We start from the raw sequence: 15,612 nt of genomic DNA on the forward strand, positions 1-15,612 counted from the left end.
AATAATCCCAAAAAAATGCAGTTATCCGATTTTCATTCGCATGATTTGCGAGGAATCAATGGGTTTGAGAACAATAGAGTCAAGTCTTGTTTTTTGCCCATCGTTGCTGTTTCACAATGCGACTCACGCGGGAATAATGCAATCCAAAATAATCTCCGATCTCCTTCAAACTGTAACCACCGCTAGCATATGCTTCCAAGATCGCGCCGTCGCGCCCATGCGCCTCCGCGATCTCAGCTAACGGTTTCGGTGGCGGCCGTCGCTGGGCGATGGGGATTTCCTGATAGGAAGCATCTACATCGAGACCGCGCTGCAGATTCACCACAAATTCATCAGAACCGAGGAAAATCTGGTTCTTCAATTTCTCCCACGGCCTCGGTTGATTTTTCCCGTCTGCTACGAAATCCATGTAGCGCCGTACGGCCTCGCTGCGATGTTCAGAAAAGGTAGCCAGAAGCCAGTCGATCGTCAGCCAGGACGGCGCCGCACACAGCCCTGCCGTGGCGCGATAACTGCTCCATGGCCATTGGTCTGGCGTGTGCACCATGCCGGCCCTGACCGGATTGAGAACAACATAGCGCGCCAATTCCAGGAGGTACGATTCCTTCTGCACGATGACCGCCTGGTAGCGGCCCTGGAATACATGTCCCATCCGTCCATGCCGGCGATTAAAACGCTGGGTGTAGACGCCATTTAATTGCCGCATACCTCTGGACAGATTACTTTCCGGCGTTTCGATCAGCAGATGATAGTGGTTGTCCATCAAACAATAGGCATGAACAGCCCAGTTGAAGTCCCGCACGATCTCTGACAGCACGTCCAGAAATCCATGTCTATCCTCATCACCCAGAAAAATGACCTCCCGTCCGTCCCCGCGGGAAGTCACGTGATACAGCGCACCGGCAAACTCGATTCGTAAGGGTCTTGACATATTGAAAGGCTATCACAGTTCATGGCAAATAACAAGACCTGACCCTATTTTGTTTAGTACTTTGCTTTTTGTTTTATTGGAACATAAAATGAAATAACGTTACATTTCCTCATACCATGAAGCCCTCAACGAACGAACTGCTATTCACGGTAACAGACCGCATCGATGATACCGAGATCGGACCGCGTTCTGTTCCGCTGAACCTCCTTGGGGAATTTCAGAAAGAAGTGAAGGAGTTTCTTACCGGAACAACTCATGACGTTGATCCGAAGGAGGTAACGGTCTCAATAGAAGATGGTTCTCTAGCTTTTGTCGTTTCCGGTTTTCTTGTTGCAGCTTCACTTTTGTCTGATATTGAAAAGCTGCGTACTTCTCATTCCCTTGATCATATTGATTCTAAACGTGCGAATGTCGTAGAACGTTGGCAGAGCGCCTCTGCGCAAAACCCAAATCGCCGTTATTTTGTTGCAAACAAAGCCACTCAGCTTGGCTTCTCTATAGATTCCAATTCTAACTATAGTAGGTCAGATGAAATTTGGGTAAACGTGGAGAAATATCTAGATGGCATTGTAATTGACATGGGCGGCAAGAAAGAGGCCAACGTTCATTTAGACGTTCAGGGAAAAATATTAACAATCTCTGCCAACCGAACTTTATTAGCTGAAGAAGAAAAAAATCGACTATATCGTCATTCCATAATACGCGTCACCGCAGAAGAAAACCTGGTGACAGGGGATTTGCGTAACTATCGATTATTATCATTTGAAACGAACCGCCCATCTTATGATGATGAATTTAGACGAATGATAGAAAGGGGGACTAAAGCATGGAGCGATGTTCCAGATAACTGGTTGGAGGAGTTGCGGGGAGGGAGTGCTTGAACATCTCCGTACTGCTTGATACGAGTTTCCTCATCTCATTTGTGAACGAAAACAGACCCAATCATGGTATTGCCACCCAATATTATTGCTTTATGGTGGAGCAAAGAGTTCCGATGTATTTTTCAGCAATAGTCGCTGCTGAATTTGCAATCAAACAGTCTATAACTGATTTGCCACTTCGAAATTTCAGAGACCTTCAGTTTAATATTCCGCACGGAGTTAAAACAGCCTTTTAATGAACGCGCTCGGAAAACGGGATGACGATGATAATCGCGTAGCAGTGTTCAACGATATAAAATTGATGGCCCAGGCGGCTCATGAAAAAATCCCGTTTATCATAACTGAGGATGCATCTTCACTGTTTAAATACTGTGAGCGTCTACGAACTTCAAAAGTTTTAGAAGTTCGGGCAATTAAATTGATAGATGGTTTTGATCCGAGCGCCTTGCATGAAGATGATCAACAAGACAAATTAAACTTGTCCGACCTCGAATTCGGTTCCTGGTAAATAAGGCATATTTTGTAAGTTTTCGCGTAACCCACCAAACTCGCTTCGGCGGGTTTTTTATTTCTATACGTTATTTGCCCGGCACACAAATAATATGAATTTATGTGATTGGTTGGTGTCTGTCAGCCTGCATGCCAAAATCAAAAAACATCACAGCTACTGATAGAGTTGCTTGATCTACCCGCCTTCCTGATACCGAATACCACCAACATACCAATCCGGTTTTCCCTAAAGGCGTCAAGAAAGTTCTCTTGTGAGTGGTCCTTAAAAAGACTATATTAAGTTTTATCAGGAAATCACAGGAACACTCATGCGTTACTCATCTCAAGTCAAACCGATCAGCTACCTCAAAGCTAATGCGGCTGAGGTCTTGGCCCAGCTCGCGGAGCAGCGGGAGCCCTTGGTCATCACTCAGAACGGGGAGGCGAAGGCGGTTCTGCAGGACGTGGTTTCATTCGAGGAAACCCAGGAAACACTGGCGTTATTGAAGATTCTTGCGCTGGGCAACGAGGAAGTGACGGGAGGAAAGACCAAGCCTGTGGCTGATGTCGCTGCCCGTCTACGTCGCAAGCACTCAACCCCCTGATGGCAAATTCCCCCAAGAAGTTCGAGGTGCTGCTTACCCAGGGTGCAGAGCAGGATTTGGAGTCGATACACAACTATATCGCCGAGTCTGATAGCGTGGTCAATGCAAATTATGTACTGGACCAGCTGATGGAGGTCGTGGAGAGCTTATCGCAGTTCCCTGAGCGGGGGAGCTACCCGAAAGAGTTGGCCGCTCTGGGTATCAAGGAGTATCGTCAGACGTTTTTCAAGCCTTACCGCGTGATCTATCGAGTCATCGGGAATCAGGTCATCATTTACCTGATTGCCGATGGACGGCGGGATATGCAGTCAGTTCTGGAACGCCGACTGCTGAGCGGGTAGTTCGCGGAAAGGGTTTCTGATTTTAGAATGCATCATAGGTAGTCGTCCCTGAAAAACCTGTTTTTAGCGGACAAGCATCAGGAACTGATGGGTGTGTTCACTTTGTTTATGTTCCAGGCATTGCAGAATGTAGGCGTACAAAAGCGGCCACTCGGCGCAGAATCTTACGCAGATTGTGCCCAGCACCGCACAAGAGAGCATTCATGGCATCACCTGCTGTACCTTTGAGGAAGTTTCTTGCCAGGCGCCCATCGGCTTTCATATGCCCAATTACGGGCTCCACGGCATTACGGCGCTTTAGCTTCTTCCTGATGGGTACCGTGACACCTCGTTTGGCGCCGGCAACCCATACCTTTATCCGATCTGAAGCAATGCCATGACCGCGATAACCCCGATCCACGTACACTTGCCTGGGCACCCGTCCAGTCAGCCGCCGTGCCTGCGCCAAAGATGCTTTAAGCGTGTGTCCGTCATAGGGATTGCCGGGTAAGGCTTGCATGCCGATGACGAAGCTCTCCTTGCTGGTGGTGACCACTCCTACCTTGACGCCGAATTCATAAGGCTTGTGGGCTTTGCCTTTGGCAATGCATTCGACTTCGGGTGCATGCACGCTGTACACCTTGCCTTTGTCGTGGCGTTGTTGTGCCTGGATACGCTGGCTAACCTCCAGCAATCGCTTGAGCTTGGACTGTTCCTGTTCCCCTGGTATTTGCCCAGCCGCCACTTTGCGTTCGATGTCACGGATCACTCGTCCAAGATAGGTCTTGAGCCGCTTCTGTTCACGTTTGGCGCGCTGCATCTGCCGGGCATGAGCATAGCGCCCATGTTTGGCTAGCGCTACTTTGGATAAGCGCTCATAGCTCTGACGAAGCCCAATGCCCATACCTTTGGCCATTCTCACCAACGCGCCTCTGGCTTTGTGGTAGAGCCTGGCATCGGTCGGAAATGCAATGGCTTTGTCTTGCACTGTGGTGTCCACATTTACCACGGCCAGCGAGGCTCTGGATACGGTCCTGGTTTCAAGTCCGGCCTTAACCGTAAGAGCAAGCATGAATTCACAACCCTGCTTGCCGATCCGCTGCCGAAACCGCGTCATCTGGCTCGGATCAATCGGCAAGGTGTGACGGAAGTATTCTTCCCCGCAGAAGTATTGCCAATAAGGATTTTCTACCCAGCGTGCCACTACGCTTTCATCCGATTCGTTAAAGGCGTGTTTGAGGTAGTGCAATCCCACCATGAGCCGGATCGCAATACCAGGACGCCCTTCCTCGGCATACAGCCTGCCAAAGCGCGCTTCTGCTGCATTCCAGTCAATCTTCTCCGCCAGCCGATACAACGCATGCCGTTGATCGAGTATGTGTTGCAAACGCAGGCGAAACATGTCATCACACGCAGGCCTCTCTTGCTTCTTCGGCTTCATGAATTCACCAGAAATCCAGGGAAAATATTCCCAATTCTGGCAATTCCATCAGCCGTTGTATACCCCTCAATGCTAATATCTATAAGGATTAGGCCGTATTTCAGGAGCGACTAGGTAATCTACCAAGCGAGTTGGGTAGGGCATTTGTCCAATGCAAAAATTGCAACTCTTCATCCCTTATGTGATACTTGTATCACAATTTATATTGCTCGCAATGGAATTTTTATGGCTCTTTCGATTCGGCTTCCCAGTGATCTGGAAGCCAGGCTAAAAAACTTGGCGGCCAAGACGGGGCGGACCAAGAGTTATTACATCACTGAAGCGATCCGTGAGCATCTGGATGATCTGGAAGATTTTTATCTGGCCGAGCAACGTCTGGCCGATATTCGTTCCGGTAAAACTCAGACGGTGCGGATAGAGGAAGTGATGAAGCGTTATGGCGTGGAGGATTGAGCTAGATCCCGCAGTTGAGCGTGAATTGAGCAAGCTCGACCCGCCAGTGGCACGGCGTATTCTGGTTTTTTTGTACGAACGTGTGACGGTGCTTGACGACCCGCGCAGTATAGGTGAAGCCCTGAAGGGCTCACAACTGAATGAATTCTGGAAGTATCGCGTTGGCAGTTACCGCATTATCGCAAATATCGAGGATAGCGCGGTGCAGATTCTTGTTGTGAGAATAGGCCATCGCAGGGAGATATATCGCTGAATATTTTTATCTATTTTTAGTGTTGGAGGAGGAAGCTGCACGTCAATTCGCGTTTGTCCATTATTTTCATTGTGCCGGGATACGAACCAGGATATGAGCTAGACTCAGCTTATAAGATAAAGATAAAGATAAAGATTTGGATGAATTGATTTTCAAGGTAAATCAAACCTTGAAGGGAATTGGAGGGAGCGTCTGATGGAGATTGCAGGCCAGCCGCAGAAAATAACTGCACTGACACGTGTGCGAGACATGTTGGCAATACCACTCGCCGGAATGGCGACATTTTTTTATGTTCTATGGCAATTGGTGATAGAGCAGCAGCTTTTTCTCCGCACCTTTCTGGTGGAGCGTGTGGGCAAGCGCGCTGTGAAGAAACTGCCTTTGGGATATTGGAACGTGCTTGCACTGAAGAGCATCATGTTGTGCCAGCATCTGTCCCGCAATCCGAGCCTGTTCCGGGATGCACGCAAGCGTACCGAATCGCGTATCCTGCAACGCTTGCAGGACCGGGGCGTGCCATGCAGGCAGGTTCTCTCCATCACGGAATATCAACCCGGCCAGATAGAGCCGAATCGGTTTTACCGGGAGCACGTGAAGCGCGGGGTGCCGTGCATTATGCGGGGGTTCGTGGGTAATGCGCCGATCGACTGGACGCTCGACAAACTCGCGGAACGTTTTCCGGATACCATCGTTCAGGCTTTGGATAAGCGGAGCAGGAGGATGGTGAACACTTCTCTGCGCGAGATCGCGGAGGATCGCCGCTGCAATTACATTCCGCAGCAATTGTTGCTCGATCAAAATCCAATTTTCTATGAATACTTCCGCATTCCGCGCTCGCACGCTTATTTTCCTGTCATGGGGCGGCCCTCCAAGCCGGTTCTGAGCTTTCTGATCTTAGGTTTAGGAGCGGGATTGAACGCGAACTACCACTGTGAGGAAGGGCCCAACTGGTATCTTGCCGTTTCCGGCTCCAAGCGCTGGACCTTGATCGAATCCGAATATTCATGGCTGCTATACCCGGCCGCTCTTGGCAACGGCATGCGCCGGTTTGCGGAGTTCAGCGCCAATGAGGAAGGAGAACCGAGCGACCGGGATGAGTACCCCCTGGTGGAATATGCGCCACGTTATGAGTTCGATCTCCATCCCGGTGACGTTCTGTTTTTCCCTGCCTGGATGTGGCACAAGACAATCAACCTCAATGAAGAAGGCCTGGGGATTACCTGCCGCTACACCGCACCCACAGAGATCTCCAACAGGTATTTCCGCGCCTTGCAGCTGCTCTCCGGAGGTTTCTGGAAAAGCTGCGTGGAAGTCATCAGTTGCAGCATAAGAGGTAATATCGCCTCGCTTGCCAGTGATACTGACCATAACGAGCAGGAAACAGTGTTGTATTGAACGGAACCCCATCTGTCAGCAACACAGGTACTGCCTGTCCGCGCAGGTGGCTTATGTTTACAAATACCCAATCTCTACTATAGTCATAATAGGCTGCCCACGAAATTCCCTCAATTCAGAGGAAAAGGTAGCTATACGCCAGCAGCGATTCCTGGACGGATCTCACCAGTTGACCCGCCAGGTGAATCTCCGGGTATCGCAAATATATCCGTTCTACGAACTGGAGTACCTGGAAAAACCAGCCGGACGTATTCATTCCAGGGTTGAGCTGGCCGCTAAACAACAAAGGAGAATTCGATGAGCGATGGACCGGTAGTGCTTGGGGTGAACCGCACGCAGGATGCAAGCATCTGCCTGATGCATGGATCACAGGTGGTATACGCAATACAAAAAGAGCGGCTCACTAGGCGGAAGCACCACTGGGGTAGGCTCGACGATTTCCGCAACGCGTACACACCGCATCTTCCCGAGCTTGGCAAGCCGATCGATGTCTTGGTCGAATGCTATTCATCCGACAGCGAGATAAAAAATCTTTCTGCGTATGAGCAGGAGATGACCGAAATATTGAAATTCTCGCCCGGCTGCCGGCGCAAGCGCATCTCGCACCATCTCGCGCATGTCTACAGTGTGTTCCATCCATCCCCATTTGAAGAAGCCGCGGTGATGATCATCGATGGCCAGGGCAGCCCGGTTTCCGAATTCACAGAGAAATGGAGCGGCTCGAGCAGCGTACCTTCGGATTGGCGTGAAGTCTCCTCGTTCTATCAAGCAGATAGAGAGCGGATCGAATGCATCGGCAAGCAATTGTGGGACCGCAACGAGCGACGCCTGGTCGGGCTTGGAATGTTCTACTTCCTGCTGACACAAGCAGTTTTTCCAGGCGAGGGCAACGAAGGCAAAGTGATGGGACTCGCTCCGCATGGTGACCCAAACGCGCTTGGCCTGCCGCCCCTGGAGGTGGATGGTCCGCAGGTGACGATCCCCGATCGGTGGATGGAAATTCTGCGCGATCGCAATCGTTTTCGCTATGCTGCTGGCGATGCTTCCCGCTTTGCCGATAGTACCGATCTGTCCGCTGCCGGGCAGCGTGCATTCGAGGAGGCGGTGCTCGAAGTTGCACGCTGGCTGCACGCCCAAACCGGTGCTGAGAACCTGTGCTTTGCCGGAGGTACCGGTCTTAACTGTTCTACCAATGATCGCCTCCTGCGTGAAACTCCCTTCCAGCGCGTCTTCATTCCTCCGGCGCCGAGCGATGCAGGCACTTCGCTTGGCTGCGCCGTGTACGGCCTTACCGAATTGGGTGGCATGCGTTGCGACTATCGGTGGGAGAACGACTATCTCGGGCCTGAGCCGCGCCTGTCAGACATTGAGTCCGCGTTAAGCCCCGCGGATGACCTTGTCGTGGAGCATCTTGAACAACCCGCCGATCTGTACGGGCGTATAGCCGACCTGCTGTCTGCCACCAAGGTGGTCGCTCTCTACCACGGGCGCAGCGAATTCGGGCCGCGCGCACTCGGTCATCGCAGCATTCTGGGAGATCCGCGCCATGCCTACGTGCGTGACTGGATCAACGCCAGAGTCAAGGAGCGGGAATGGTTTCGTCCGCTGGCGCCGGTAGTGCTGCTCGAGCGGGCGGAGGAATTCTTCGATATCCGCCGTCCATCCCCCTTCATGCAGTTCGCTGCCCCGGTCTGGCCGAAGGCCGCCGATATCATCCCCGCTGTCACGCACGTTGACTGCACGGCTCGTTTGCAAACCGTCGGCGAGCAGGATGACCCCTTCCTGCGCGCGCTGCTGAAAGCATTCGAAGCCCGTACCGGTGTTCCCATAGTGCTCAATACGTCCTTCAATCGAAAGGAAGAGCCGATCGTTGAAACGCCTGATCAGGCGCTTGAGTCGTTTCGCCGCACGCCGATGCACGCGCTCGCAATGCCGCCCTATCTCGTGCGCAAGCGTATCGAACCCGAGCCGGTCGCTCCTGTCGGGTAGCAGAAGAAAACAGCAGGAGAAATAACGTGATTCGTGGTTATCCCGCTTCGGCGGGCGTCGCGCCGGGAGATACGCTGGTGTTGCACATTGCCACCGATGCGCCGCGCTTTCGCGTGGTGTTCTATCGCTGGGGAGATGGCCTGCTGCGGCTATTCGAAACGGATTGGCTGCCGGGAAAATATGCGGCCCCACGAGGCGCGGTGGAAGACTGGAAATGGCCGTCATACGAATTTCCTGTTCCGCACGACTGGCTGTCCGCGGTCTATATTGCTCACCTGGAGGAACCAGATGGCAATCCGGTAGCGCTGGCAATGGAAAGTGCCGCCGTCCTGTTCGTCGTCCGCGGCAGTGGACACAGCAAGCTGCTCTACAAGATTCCGCTTGCCACTTACCATGCCTATAACTGCACCGGCGGTGGCTGCTTCTACGTCAATCCTCCACGTTCACAGGACCCGCCAGGAGCCAAGCTCTCGCTGCTTCGCCCGGGTGGCGGTATCGGCGGCGAGACCTGGGGCGCGCTCGACTACTACGATTTGAGTTCGCCGCGCCAGACTTTCGCACACTGGGATGCACGCTTCATCCGCTGGCTTCTGCGCAACGGCCACGAGCCTGAATTCTGCACCGATCTCGACATCCATGCCAATCCGGATCTGTGCAATCGCTACCGGCTTATGCTGAGCGTGGGGCACGACGAATACTGGAGCGAGACGATACGCGACCGGACGGAAGATTTCGTGTCAAAAGGAGGCAATGTTGCCTTCTTCGGCGCCAACCTCTGCTGGTGGCGCATTCATATCATAGATGGCGGAGGGGCGATGCTATGCCATCAAGGCGGTCCTCGTGGAGCGCTCGATCACTGGTGGGCGTCCACAGGCGCGGGTCGTCCCGAGGATTCGCTGACGGGCGTGAGTTACCGCAATGGAGGTGGCTGGTGGGATGGCCCGCGGAACACGAGAGGGTATATCGTGCAGGACCCGGAGCATTGGGTATTCGCGGGAACAGAGTTGGGCCGCGGCGAGGCATTCGGCGATAAAACCTCGCCACCGCTGGTCGGGTACGAGTGCGACGGCGCGCCGCTGGATGAATTCGACAAAGCTACCGGCCTTGCAGTGCTTTCCTCAAATGCCGGAAGCACCGGCACCCCCAACGGATTTGGTGTTCTGGCAGCAAGCTTGCTGGATGGCAATTGGCAGGAACTCCCTCCTCGGGAGGCGTATCCCGCCCACGAAGGTATTCACGCAGCAACAATGGGAATCTTTTCGCGCAACGGCACAGTGTTTACCGCGGGAACCACCGACTGGGCCCAGGTGCTCGAAAATGAACACGTCCATATCATCACACGCAATGTCATCGACCGCTTGCTTCGCAAGTGATGAGGAGCTCTGTTTATGCTACAAATCGCCTTGGGCACCGAAGCCAATAGCGAAAGCAGCGGAAGCAGGAACTCATTGGAGAGGATCAGTTCCGGATCAACTCCTGGAAGAGCTTTGCCCAGCGGGCAATGGTGCCAGCATCAAACGCGCCGATGCCCTTTTTCAGCGCCTGTTCCTTGACGCGCTTTGCAACTTCGACTCTCCACTCGTCGCGTAGTACGACGTCCTGTGCGTCGGCCCAGGCCTCCACCTGGTCTACCACCGGCTTGCCGTTGACCAGGACGTCCGCAAAGGCAGTATCCGTATTCCTCTCCCAGCGGTCTATCACTTGTGCAAAAAATGGCGCAGGTATCAGATCTTCTGTCGTGGAATTGCTGAAGAGAACGTAATTATCCGTCGAAAAGATGCGCTCTTGCGCGTCGCTGTACAAATCCGACTTCAATTCTGCATTGACCTGTTTTCCTGCTTCATCATCCCGCAGGACTACCTTGGGCAGCGCCTCGTCACGCCCACTGATAATGCTTGCGATAACACCTACCGTTTTGCTGCCGCCGGCCGGAGGAAAGAGCAGTTCGCGCTTCGGGGCTATTTTGTTTGCCCCAATGAGTAGTGTCTTGATGGCCGAGAGATAATATTGATCCGAGACGCGCTGCACGACGACTGGCTGGCAGCCTGTCACTATGCTCTCGGCAATATTCAGGTTCAACGCCGAGTGAACCACATAGGCGGCTCCTGCCTGCCGGACATCCTTTTCCACGCTACGAAGGTCGGATGTCACTTGCGTCGTTCCGTTAGGGGAAACGTACACCTTGCGCGCGCGTCCCAGGTGCTCTGCATCCAGCAGGAAGGGTGAATGGGTCGTGTAGAGGATTTTGTTGACTTTTGCAAGACTGTCAAAGAAGGCAAAAAGGTTGCGCTGCGCCAGGGGGTGCAGCGACAATCCGGGCTCGTCCAGCAACAAGACAGCATTTTGGTGCTCACCCCCACTTTCCACGAGGAAGACCAGATAAAAACTCAGAAACCACTGAAGTCCCGTGCTTCTGCTTTCGAGCTCAACTTCCTCCGGCCGGCGGTCATCGGAAACCCATATGCGGAAATGGCTTCCATCCGCTTCGAAGCGGAATTTGTAATCTCCCTGCTTCCACCAGTTTCTGAACTTATCCGTCAGAAGCCCGCCTGCCGATTGCAGCAGGATGGAACGCTCCCTTTTCTTCATCGCGATTTCCCGGATTTCTTCCGTGGTGGGTTCACGACGGCGACCTCTGCGTCTTGGGAAGTCCCGCCCGAGTTCAAGGATTTCTCCCGGCTCGAGGCCTACGAATTTAAAAAGAACTCGCAATGTACGCGACTTGGCTGCTTCTCTGGGCCCAAGGTCAGTGCGTTGAAGATTCTGTACTACGTGGGGAAGATAGATTTCAGAATCCAGGTTTCCGAATTCAGAGTAATAGACAAATTTCGGAAGGGCGCGGATTACCGCATCCACAACATCCTCTGTGCCTTCCCCTGATGATCTCCTCATCTCGCCAAGCTCTTCCCGTCGGGGGAAGGAGATCGAATAATCCCCATTGAAGTACCGTTTTACAGCGATGAGGGAGGCCTCTTCGCTGGAGATTTCCAGCTTGCCGCAAAGCTCTTCTGCAAGCTCTCCTGCCTCAAATTCCGCCGTTATGAAGCAGAAGTTTTCCGGTGCCTGCCGCAGGATGCCGAATTGCTTTTTCGGGTAGTCGGAAGCCGGCACGATCTCTCCTCCGACTGCTGGGTTCAGCTTCCAGAGCGGAATCAGCAGGTTCGTCTTGCCGGATTCGTTCACGCCGACGAGCGCAGTAACGCTATCAATCTCAATCCAGCCGCTGTTCTCTACCGAGCGAAAATTCGTGACCAGAAATCGAGTAAGGCGCATAGGCTGTATTATTCTGTCGTCTATTGCTTCTCTCAAGATCGGGGCGTCGATGGGACTTTCGCTATTGCTCGTTGCTTCCGCATGATCCCCGGGGTCTGGTATGTCTGGTACGTCTGGTATGCGGGGAAGGAGCAGCATGTCTTGCAATGATTGCTTATTCATAGAGTTCGTGTCTTCTTCTGTGGCAGGCAATATATGTGCTGTCATTATAATCCTCTGATTGCGCGGGACGGGTACTTAAAGAGCGTTTGTTGAGCTGGAATCTTTAATACTTTTAGACAACGTTGTCAATCCGCTAAAAAAGCTGCGGAATGCACGGCTGCGTCTTGCCTCCTTATTTCTTACCTCCTTACTTCTTATTGACCCGGCCAGAAAATATTATGAATCTCGTCATTCCGGTCTTGACTCGGAATCCAGCAAACCGGAATCCAGTCCACGCCCGACAATGGCGTGCTTTGAACGTCACTGAATATCCGCTTCGGCCGATATGACGTTCGTACTGTTTGCTCGCTGACTCAATATTCTCTTCCTGCCGTCTCTCTCAGGTTGCAAAGCTAGCACCATACAGTTCTGCAGGAGACAGGCCGAGATCAAGTCGAGTGAGCGGCAGGGGTGGAGGCTCCAGTGACAGGCGCAGCTTCTGATAGGCCGCCTTGCTCGAAAAACCATAGGGTTCCGCATCATCATTGTCGAAAGCGTAATAGATGGCGTCCACTCCTGCAATCACCATGGCCGCCAGGCACATGGGGCAAGGGTGGCCACTGGCATAAACGATGCTGCCTCTCAGATCAGCACGACCGAGATTCCGGCTGGCAGCGCGCACTGCCTCCATTTCTGCATGCATGGTGGGATCATTGCTCTGCACGACGTCGTTGACGCCGGTGGAGACGGCCTGCCCCTCAATAGCGAGGACTGCGGCAAAGGGCCGGCCGCCGCGTTCACGGTTGTTCTTGGCGAGACGCACCGCTTCCCACAGGAATGTTTCATGTTGAGACATCTGGCCTCCTGTCTGACTTATCCGTTCTTATCGCCTATCGCCGATCGCCTATCGGCCATGTCAAGCTGTACCGGCATGATTTCGGCAAGCTCCCGGAATCTCTTCCCCTTAAAAAAGAATGGAGGGCAGGAAGGCGCCCGAGGGCTGGTTGTAGAGACCAAGGCTCATCAGATTCATTGGCTGAACTACCCGAAGCCCCTGCTGCAGACACCAGCGGAACAACTCGCTATTACGCGTGGGCAGGAGAAAGCCCGGTCCCGCAAACACATCCGCGGCGCCGATCAGGGCTTTGAGGTCTTCATTGCTTTTCCCCACTGCGTGCCCCATGAAGCCAATTAACGTTGCGTAACCGGTGATGCGGCCTCCGTGTTCCACCACCATTGCAGTCCGCTGCGCAATCGCGTGGCGCAATTCCTGCCCTCTATCGTGGCCGTGTATCTTCCGGCACAAATGGTCGCATGCGTCCGTATCCTCCGCCCCTGCCGGACGGACATTGTAGCCGGGGATATCGATTCGCAGGGGTGCTCCCTGCAGAGTTGCCAATGGTTCCCGCACCTCAAACCCGAGCTTGGTGTAGAGGGAGAGGGAGCGGTTATTGTATGCAGCTTGCACCAGCCGCACTCCTGCGAAATGTTTATTCCGGGCATGCTCCAGCACATCCTCCATCAGGCCTCGGCCCACCCTGCCGCTCTGGGCTTCCGGTGTTACCGTCAGTGGACCAATGCCGGCAATGGTGGAATCCTGCCACAAGAAATTGCTGCCTAAGACTCTTCCTTCGCTTTCAGCCACGGCTGAATATACATTTGGTCTCAAAAACAAAGTCAGCAGGAGATCACGCGCCACTTCGAACGAGGGAAAATCGGGTTCAAAACCGTGCTGCTGAGAAATCGTCTTGAATGCTTCGTAACAGATCATCCCGGCCGCCTCAGCATCCGCCGGACGACCCTCCCGTATTATGAATTGCATGTTTTCCCCGCTAATGGAATCGCTGATGGGCGATGAACAGCAGACGTGTGTGCAGTATTATGATGTTACTCCAGAAAAAGAGAACACCCTTGCGCAACTGCCGTTGATTCTGCCGTAAAACGGGGTAATCATGCGCTTAAGCCTGAAAAGTGCAATACTGATTTATGGTTACCGCTACATTCCGTTTTTATGAGGAACTGAATGACTTTCTCGCTCGCGAGCGACGCAAGCGGGAATTTTCCTGTCCCTGCGCCCGTGCAGCGACCACCAAGCATATGATCGAAGCACTGGGTGTGCCGCACACCGAAGTGGAACTGGTGCTGGTAAACGGAGAATCGGTGGGGTTCGATCGGATACTGGAGCAAGGCGATCGGGTCGCAGTCTTTCCCAAATTCGAGATGGTCGATGTTACACCCCTGCTGCGTGTGCGCGAGCATCCCCTGCGGGTAACGCGCTTCATTGCGGATGCCCATCTGGGTGGTTTGGCGCATCTGTTGCGCATGACGGGTTTCGACACGCTGTACGACAATAATTATCACGACCGCCAGATCGAATTGCTCGCCGCTCAGGAAAGGCGCATCGTGCTCACCCGCGACCGGGAATTGCTCAAGCGGCGTTCGATTACACATGGATGTTATGTGCGGGCCTTGAAACCTCCTGACCAGCTCTGCGAGATTTTCGACCGGCTGGATCTCGCCCACAGCATCAAGCCTTTTACCTTATGCCTGAATTGCAACGCACCTCTGCGGCCTGTTGAAAAAGCCGCAGTGCTTGAACGCTTGCCCCCGTCCGTACGAGAGCGCTTCGACCATTTCAGCACGTGCGATATCTGTCAACGGGTTTTCTGGGAGGGTTCGCACTGGCAGCGCATGCGGACGATGCTGGAGGAATGCATCCAGCCAAATCGATTTGCGGGATAGCTGTTCACGTGAGTGCAGTTGGATGATTCGCAGACGGAGCGAACCGGTTCTCCTGTGCGTCCAGATCAAGCTTCTGCATCAGGAATGATCCGATCAGGTAATTGTCCCATTCGAATTTCTTTCCGGATGTGGTAGGATTAGCACTCTCAGCTTCAGGCGGCAAAGAAGCAATAAAGGCGTGACAGGTTTTGCCTCTGTAATGCGTCGAACCTGCAACTGAATAAATCCGGTTCATTCAATCCGGGTCGTTAGCTCAGCTGGTAGAGCAGCGGACTCTTAATCCGTAGGTCGAGCGTTCGAATCGCTCACGACCCACCAATAAAACAAATTACTTACTACTTACGGCAGTTTCTCTGCCGTATTATTCCGCAATTCTTGCTTTTTTCCGCAATTATTCTTATCTCGTGCGGTTGGCCCATACGGTAAAGCACTTCTATCCTCTTAATTGTTTTCGACCATACCGCTCGGTTATTTGATGACTGTCACAGTTGCTGACGCCTTATTCTCAGCTTTGTCATACTACGTCTAACGTTCTTACCTTTGACTATTGTGCAACTATCAATTAGTTGCTATTTTAACAATTTTCCTTATGGTTTCGTGTCTAGGCATAGCAAATCTCTTGCACGTTTAAAAGCGCGTCCTAAAGATTTTACCTGGGACGAATTGGCGAGCTTATTAAAGCATTTTGGATATCAAGAG

General features: G+C 52.9%; 16 protein-coding genes and 1 tRNA gene. 11 read left to right on the forward strand and 6 right to left on the reverse strand.

Annotated elements, in window-relative coordinates; genetic code table 11:
• Positions 1 to 79: 79 nt before the first annotated feature.
• Complete coding sequence (locus ACZ5BW_RS00790; RefSeq protein WP_464541566.1) at positions 80 to 931, reverse strand: REP-associated tyrosine transposase; 852 nt, start codon at positions 929 to 931, stop codon at positions 80 to 82.
• 116 nt (positions 932 to 1,047) lie between these two features.
• Here ACZ5BW_RS00790 and ACZ5BW_RS00795 point away from each other — a divergent pair, with 116 nt between their 5' ends.
• The 4 genes from ACZ5BW_RS00795 to ACZ5BW_RS00810 all read left to right on the forward strand — a co-directional run bounded on the left by ACZ5BW_RS00795 (position 1,048) and on the right by ACZ5BW_RS00810 (position 3,247).
• A complete protein-coding gene (locus ACZ5BW_RS00795) occupies positions 1,048 to 1,812 on the forward strand; it encodes a hypothetical protein (protein WP_464541568.1) in 765 nt (254 codons plus the stop codon).
• A 235-nt stretch (positions 1,813 to 2,047) separates the two neighbouring features.
• A complete protein-coding gene (locus ACZ5BW_RS00800) occupies positions 2,048 to 2,320 on the forward strand; it encodes a hypothetical protein (protein ID WP_464541570.1) in 273 nt (90 codons plus the stop codon).
• 310 nt (positions 2,321 to 2,630) lie between these two features.
• Positions 2,631 to 2,906, forward strand: a complete 276-nt coding sequence (locus tag ACZ5BW_RS00805) for a type II toxin-antitoxin system Phd/YefM family antitoxin (protein WP_464541572.1) — start codon at positions 2,631 to 2,633, stop codon at positions 2,904 to 2,906.
• Positions 2,906 to 3,247: a type II toxin-antitoxin system RelE/ParE family toxin gene (locus tag ACZ5BW_RS00810; RefSeq protein WP_464541574.1), complete on the forward strand. Its 342-nt coding sequence runs from the start codon at positions 2,906 to 2,908 to the stop codon at positions 3,245 to 3,247. Before ACZ5BW_RS00805 ends, ACZ5BW_RS00810 begins: the two co-directional genes overlap by 1 nt.
• Before the next feature lie 106 nt (positions 3,248 to 3,353).
• On the opposite strand, the gene ACZ5BW_RS00815 is transcribed toward ACZ5BW_RS00810, so the two are convergent.
• Positions 3,354 to 4,667 carry an IS5 family transposase gene (locus ACZ5BW_RS00815; RefSeq protein WP_464540822.1) on the reverse strand — a complete coding sequence of 438 codons (1,314 nt, stop codon included), beginning with the start codon at positions 4,665 to 4,667 and terminating at the stop codon, positions 3,354 to 3,356.
• Positions 4,668 to 4,892: 225 nt separating this feature from the next.
• Here ACZ5BW_RS00815 and relB point away from each other — a divergent pair, with 225 nt between their 5' ends.
• The 5 genes from relB to ACZ5BW_RS00840 all read left to right on the forward strand — a co-directional run bounded on the left by relB (position 4,893) and on the right by ACZ5BW_RS00840 (position 10,130).
• Positions 4,893 to 5,120 carry a type II toxin-antitoxin system RelB family antitoxin gene (gene relB / locus ACZ5BW_RS00820; RefSeq protein WP_464541576.1) on the forward strand — a complete coding sequence of 76 codons (228 nt, stop codon included), beginning with the start codon at positions 4,893 to 4,895 and terminating at the stop codon, positions 5,118 to 5,120.
• The gene (locus tag ACZ5BW_RS00825) at positions 5,104 to 5,373 is read left to right on the forward strand and encodes a type II toxin-antitoxin system RelE family toxin (protein WP_464541578.1); all 270 of its coding nucleotides are present in this window, start codon (positions 5,104 to 5,106) and stop codon (positions 5,371 to 5,373) included. Before relB ends, ACZ5BW_RS00825 begins: the two co-directional genes overlap by 17 nt.
• Positions 5,374 to 5,568: 195 nt before the next feature.
• Positions 5,569 to 6,768 carry a cupin-like domain-containing protein gene (locus tag ACZ5BW_RS00830; protein ID WP_464541581.1) on the forward strand — a complete coding sequence of 400 codons (1,200 nt, stop codon included), beginning with the start codon at positions 5,569 to 5,571 and terminating at the stop codon, positions 6,766 to 6,768.
• A gap of 297 nt (positions 6,769 to 7,065) precedes the next feature.
• Entirely contained in the window at positions 7,066 to 8,757 is a 1,692-nt protein-coding gene (locus ACZ5BW_RS00835; protein ID WP_464541583.1) for a carbamoyltransferase family protein, read from the forward strand.
• 26 nt (positions 8,758 to 8,783) lie between these two features.
• Positions 8,784 to 10,130, forward strand: a complete 1,347-nt coding sequence (locus tag ACZ5BW_RS00840) for a N,N-dimethylformamidase beta subunit family domain-containing protein (protein ID WP_464541585.1) — start codon at positions 8,784 to 8,786, stop codon at positions 10,128 to 10,130.
• A gap of 85 nt (positions 10,131 to 10,215) precedes the next feature.
• On the opposite strand, the gene ACZ5BW_RS00845 is transcribed toward ACZ5BW_RS00840, so the two are convergent.
• The 3 genes from ACZ5BW_RS00845 to ACZ5BW_RS00855 all read right to left on the reverse strand — a co-directional run bounded on the left by ACZ5BW_RS00845 (position 10,216) and on the right by ACZ5BW_RS00855 (position 13,993).
• On the reverse strand, positions 10,216 to 12,192 hold the full coding sequence (locus ACZ5BW_RS00845) for an AAA family ATPase (protein WP_464541587.1): 1,977 nt from the start codon (positions 12,190 to 12,192) through the stop codon (positions 10,216 to 10,218).
• A 379-nt stretch (positions 12,193 to 12,571) separates the two neighbouring features.
• Positions 12,572 to 13,027, reverse strand: coding sequence for a nucleoside deaminase (locus ACZ5BW_RS00850; RefSeq protein WP_464541590.1), 456 nt, complete (start codon positions 13,025 to 13,027; stop codon positions 12,572 to 12,574).
• 108 nt (positions 13,028 to 13,135) lie between these two features.
• The gene (locus ACZ5BW_RS00855; RefSeq protein WP_464541592.1) at positions 13,136 to 13,993 is read right to left on the reverse strand and encodes a GNAT family N-acetyltransferase; all 858 of its coding nucleotides are present in this window, start codon (positions 13,991 to 13,993) and stop codon (positions 13,136 to 13,138) included.
• A 164-nt stretch (positions 13,994 to 14,157) separates the two neighbouring features.
• Here ACZ5BW_RS00855 and ACZ5BW_RS00860 point away from each other — a divergent pair, with 164 nt between their 5' ends.
• Positions 14,158 to 14,913 carry a Mut7-C RNAse domain-containing protein gene (locus ACZ5BW_RS00860; RefSeq protein WP_464541595.1) on the forward strand — a complete coding sequence of 252 codons (756 nt, stop codon included), beginning with the start codon at positions 14,158 to 14,160 and terminating at the stop codon, positions 14,911 to 14,913.
• A 4-nt stretch (positions 14,914 to 14,917) separates the two neighbouring features.
• Here ACZ5BW_RS00860 and ACZ5BW_RS00865 read toward each other — a convergent pair whose 3' ends face one another.
• Positions 14,918 to 15,148: a hypothetical protein gene (locus ACZ5BW_RS00865; protein WP_464541597.1), complete on the reverse strand. Its 231-nt coding sequence runs from the start codon at positions 15,146 to 15,148 to the stop codon at positions 14,918 to 14,920.
• Positions 15,149 to 15,155: 7 nt separating this feature from the next.
• Between ACZ5BW_RS00865 and ACZ5BW_RS00870 the strand changes: the two genes are divergently transcribed.
• Positions 15,156 to 15,231: transfer RNA gene (locus ACZ5BW_RS00870), tRNA-Lys, on the forward strand.
• The last annotated feature ends 381 nt before the right edge of the window (positions 15,232 to 15,612 follow it).

Source organism: Nitrosospira sp. TNL300, assembly GCF_055385915.1.

Excerpts from the sequence above, each read along its gene's own strand:
- ACZ5BW_RS00790 (WP_464541566.1), bottom strand. The coding sequence starts at position 931 with ATGTCAAGACCCTTACGAATCGAGTTTGCCGGTGCGCTGTATCACGTG.
- ACZ5BW_RS00795 (WP_464541568.1), top strand. The coding sequence starts at position 1,048 with ATGAAGCCCTCAACGAACGAACTGCTATTCACGGTAACAGACCGCATC.
- ACZ5BW_RS00800 (WP_464541570.1), top strand. The coding sequence starts at position 2,048 with ATGAACGCGCTCGGAAAACGGGATGACGATGATAATCGCGTAGCAGTG.
- ACZ5BW_RS00805 (WP_464541572.1), top strand. The coding sequence starts at position 2,631 with ATGCGTTACTCATCTCAAGTCAAACCGATCAGCTACCTCAAAGCTAAT.
- ACZ5BW_RS00810 (WP_464541574.1), top strand. The coding sequence starts at position 2,906 with ATGGCAAATTCCCCCAAGAAGTTCGAGGTGCTGCTTACCCAGGGTGCA.
- ACZ5BW_RS00815 (WP_464540822.1), bottom strand. The coding sequence starts at position 4,667 with ATGAAGCCGAAGAAGCAAGAGAGGCCTGCGTGTGATGACATGTTTCGC.
- relB (WP_464541576.1), top strand. The coding sequence starts at position 4,893 with ATGGCTCTTTCGATTCGGCTTCCCAGTGATCTGGAAGCCAGGCTAAAA.
- ACZ5BW_RS00825 (WP_464541578.1), top strand. The coding sequence starts at position 5,104 with ATGGCGTGGAGGATTGAGCTAGATCCCGCAGTTGAGCGTGAATTGAGC.
- ACZ5BW_RS00830 (WP_464541581.1), top strand. The coding sequence starts at position 5,569 with ATGGAGATTGCAGGCCAGCCGCAGAAAATAACTGCACTGACACGTGTG.
- ACZ5BW_RS00835 (WP_464541583.1), top strand. The coding sequence starts at position 7,066 with ATGAGCGATGGACCGGTAGTGCTTGGGGTGAACCGCACGCAGGATGCA.
- ACZ5BW_RS00845 (WP_464541587.1), bottom strand. The coding sequence starts at position 12,192 with ATGAATAAGCAATCATTGCAAGACATGCTGCTCCTTCCCCGCATACCA.
- ACZ5BW_RS00850 (WP_464541590.1), bottom strand. The coding sequence starts at position 13,027 with ATGTCTCAACATGAAACATTCCTGTGGGAAGCGGTGCGTCTCGCCAAG.
- ACZ5BW_RS00855 (WP_464541592.1), bottom strand. The coding sequence starts at position 13,993 with ATGCAATTCATAATACGGGAGGGTCGTCCGGCGGATGCTGAGGCGGCC.
- ACZ5BW_RS00860 (WP_464541595.1), top strand. The coding sequence starts at position 14,158 with ATGGTTACCGCTACATTCCGTTTTTATGAGGAACTGAATGACTTTCTC.
- ACZ5BW_RS00865 (WP_464541597.1), bottom strand. The coding sequence starts at position 15,148 with ATGAACCGGATTTATTCAGTTGCAGGTTCGACGCATTACAGAGGCAAA.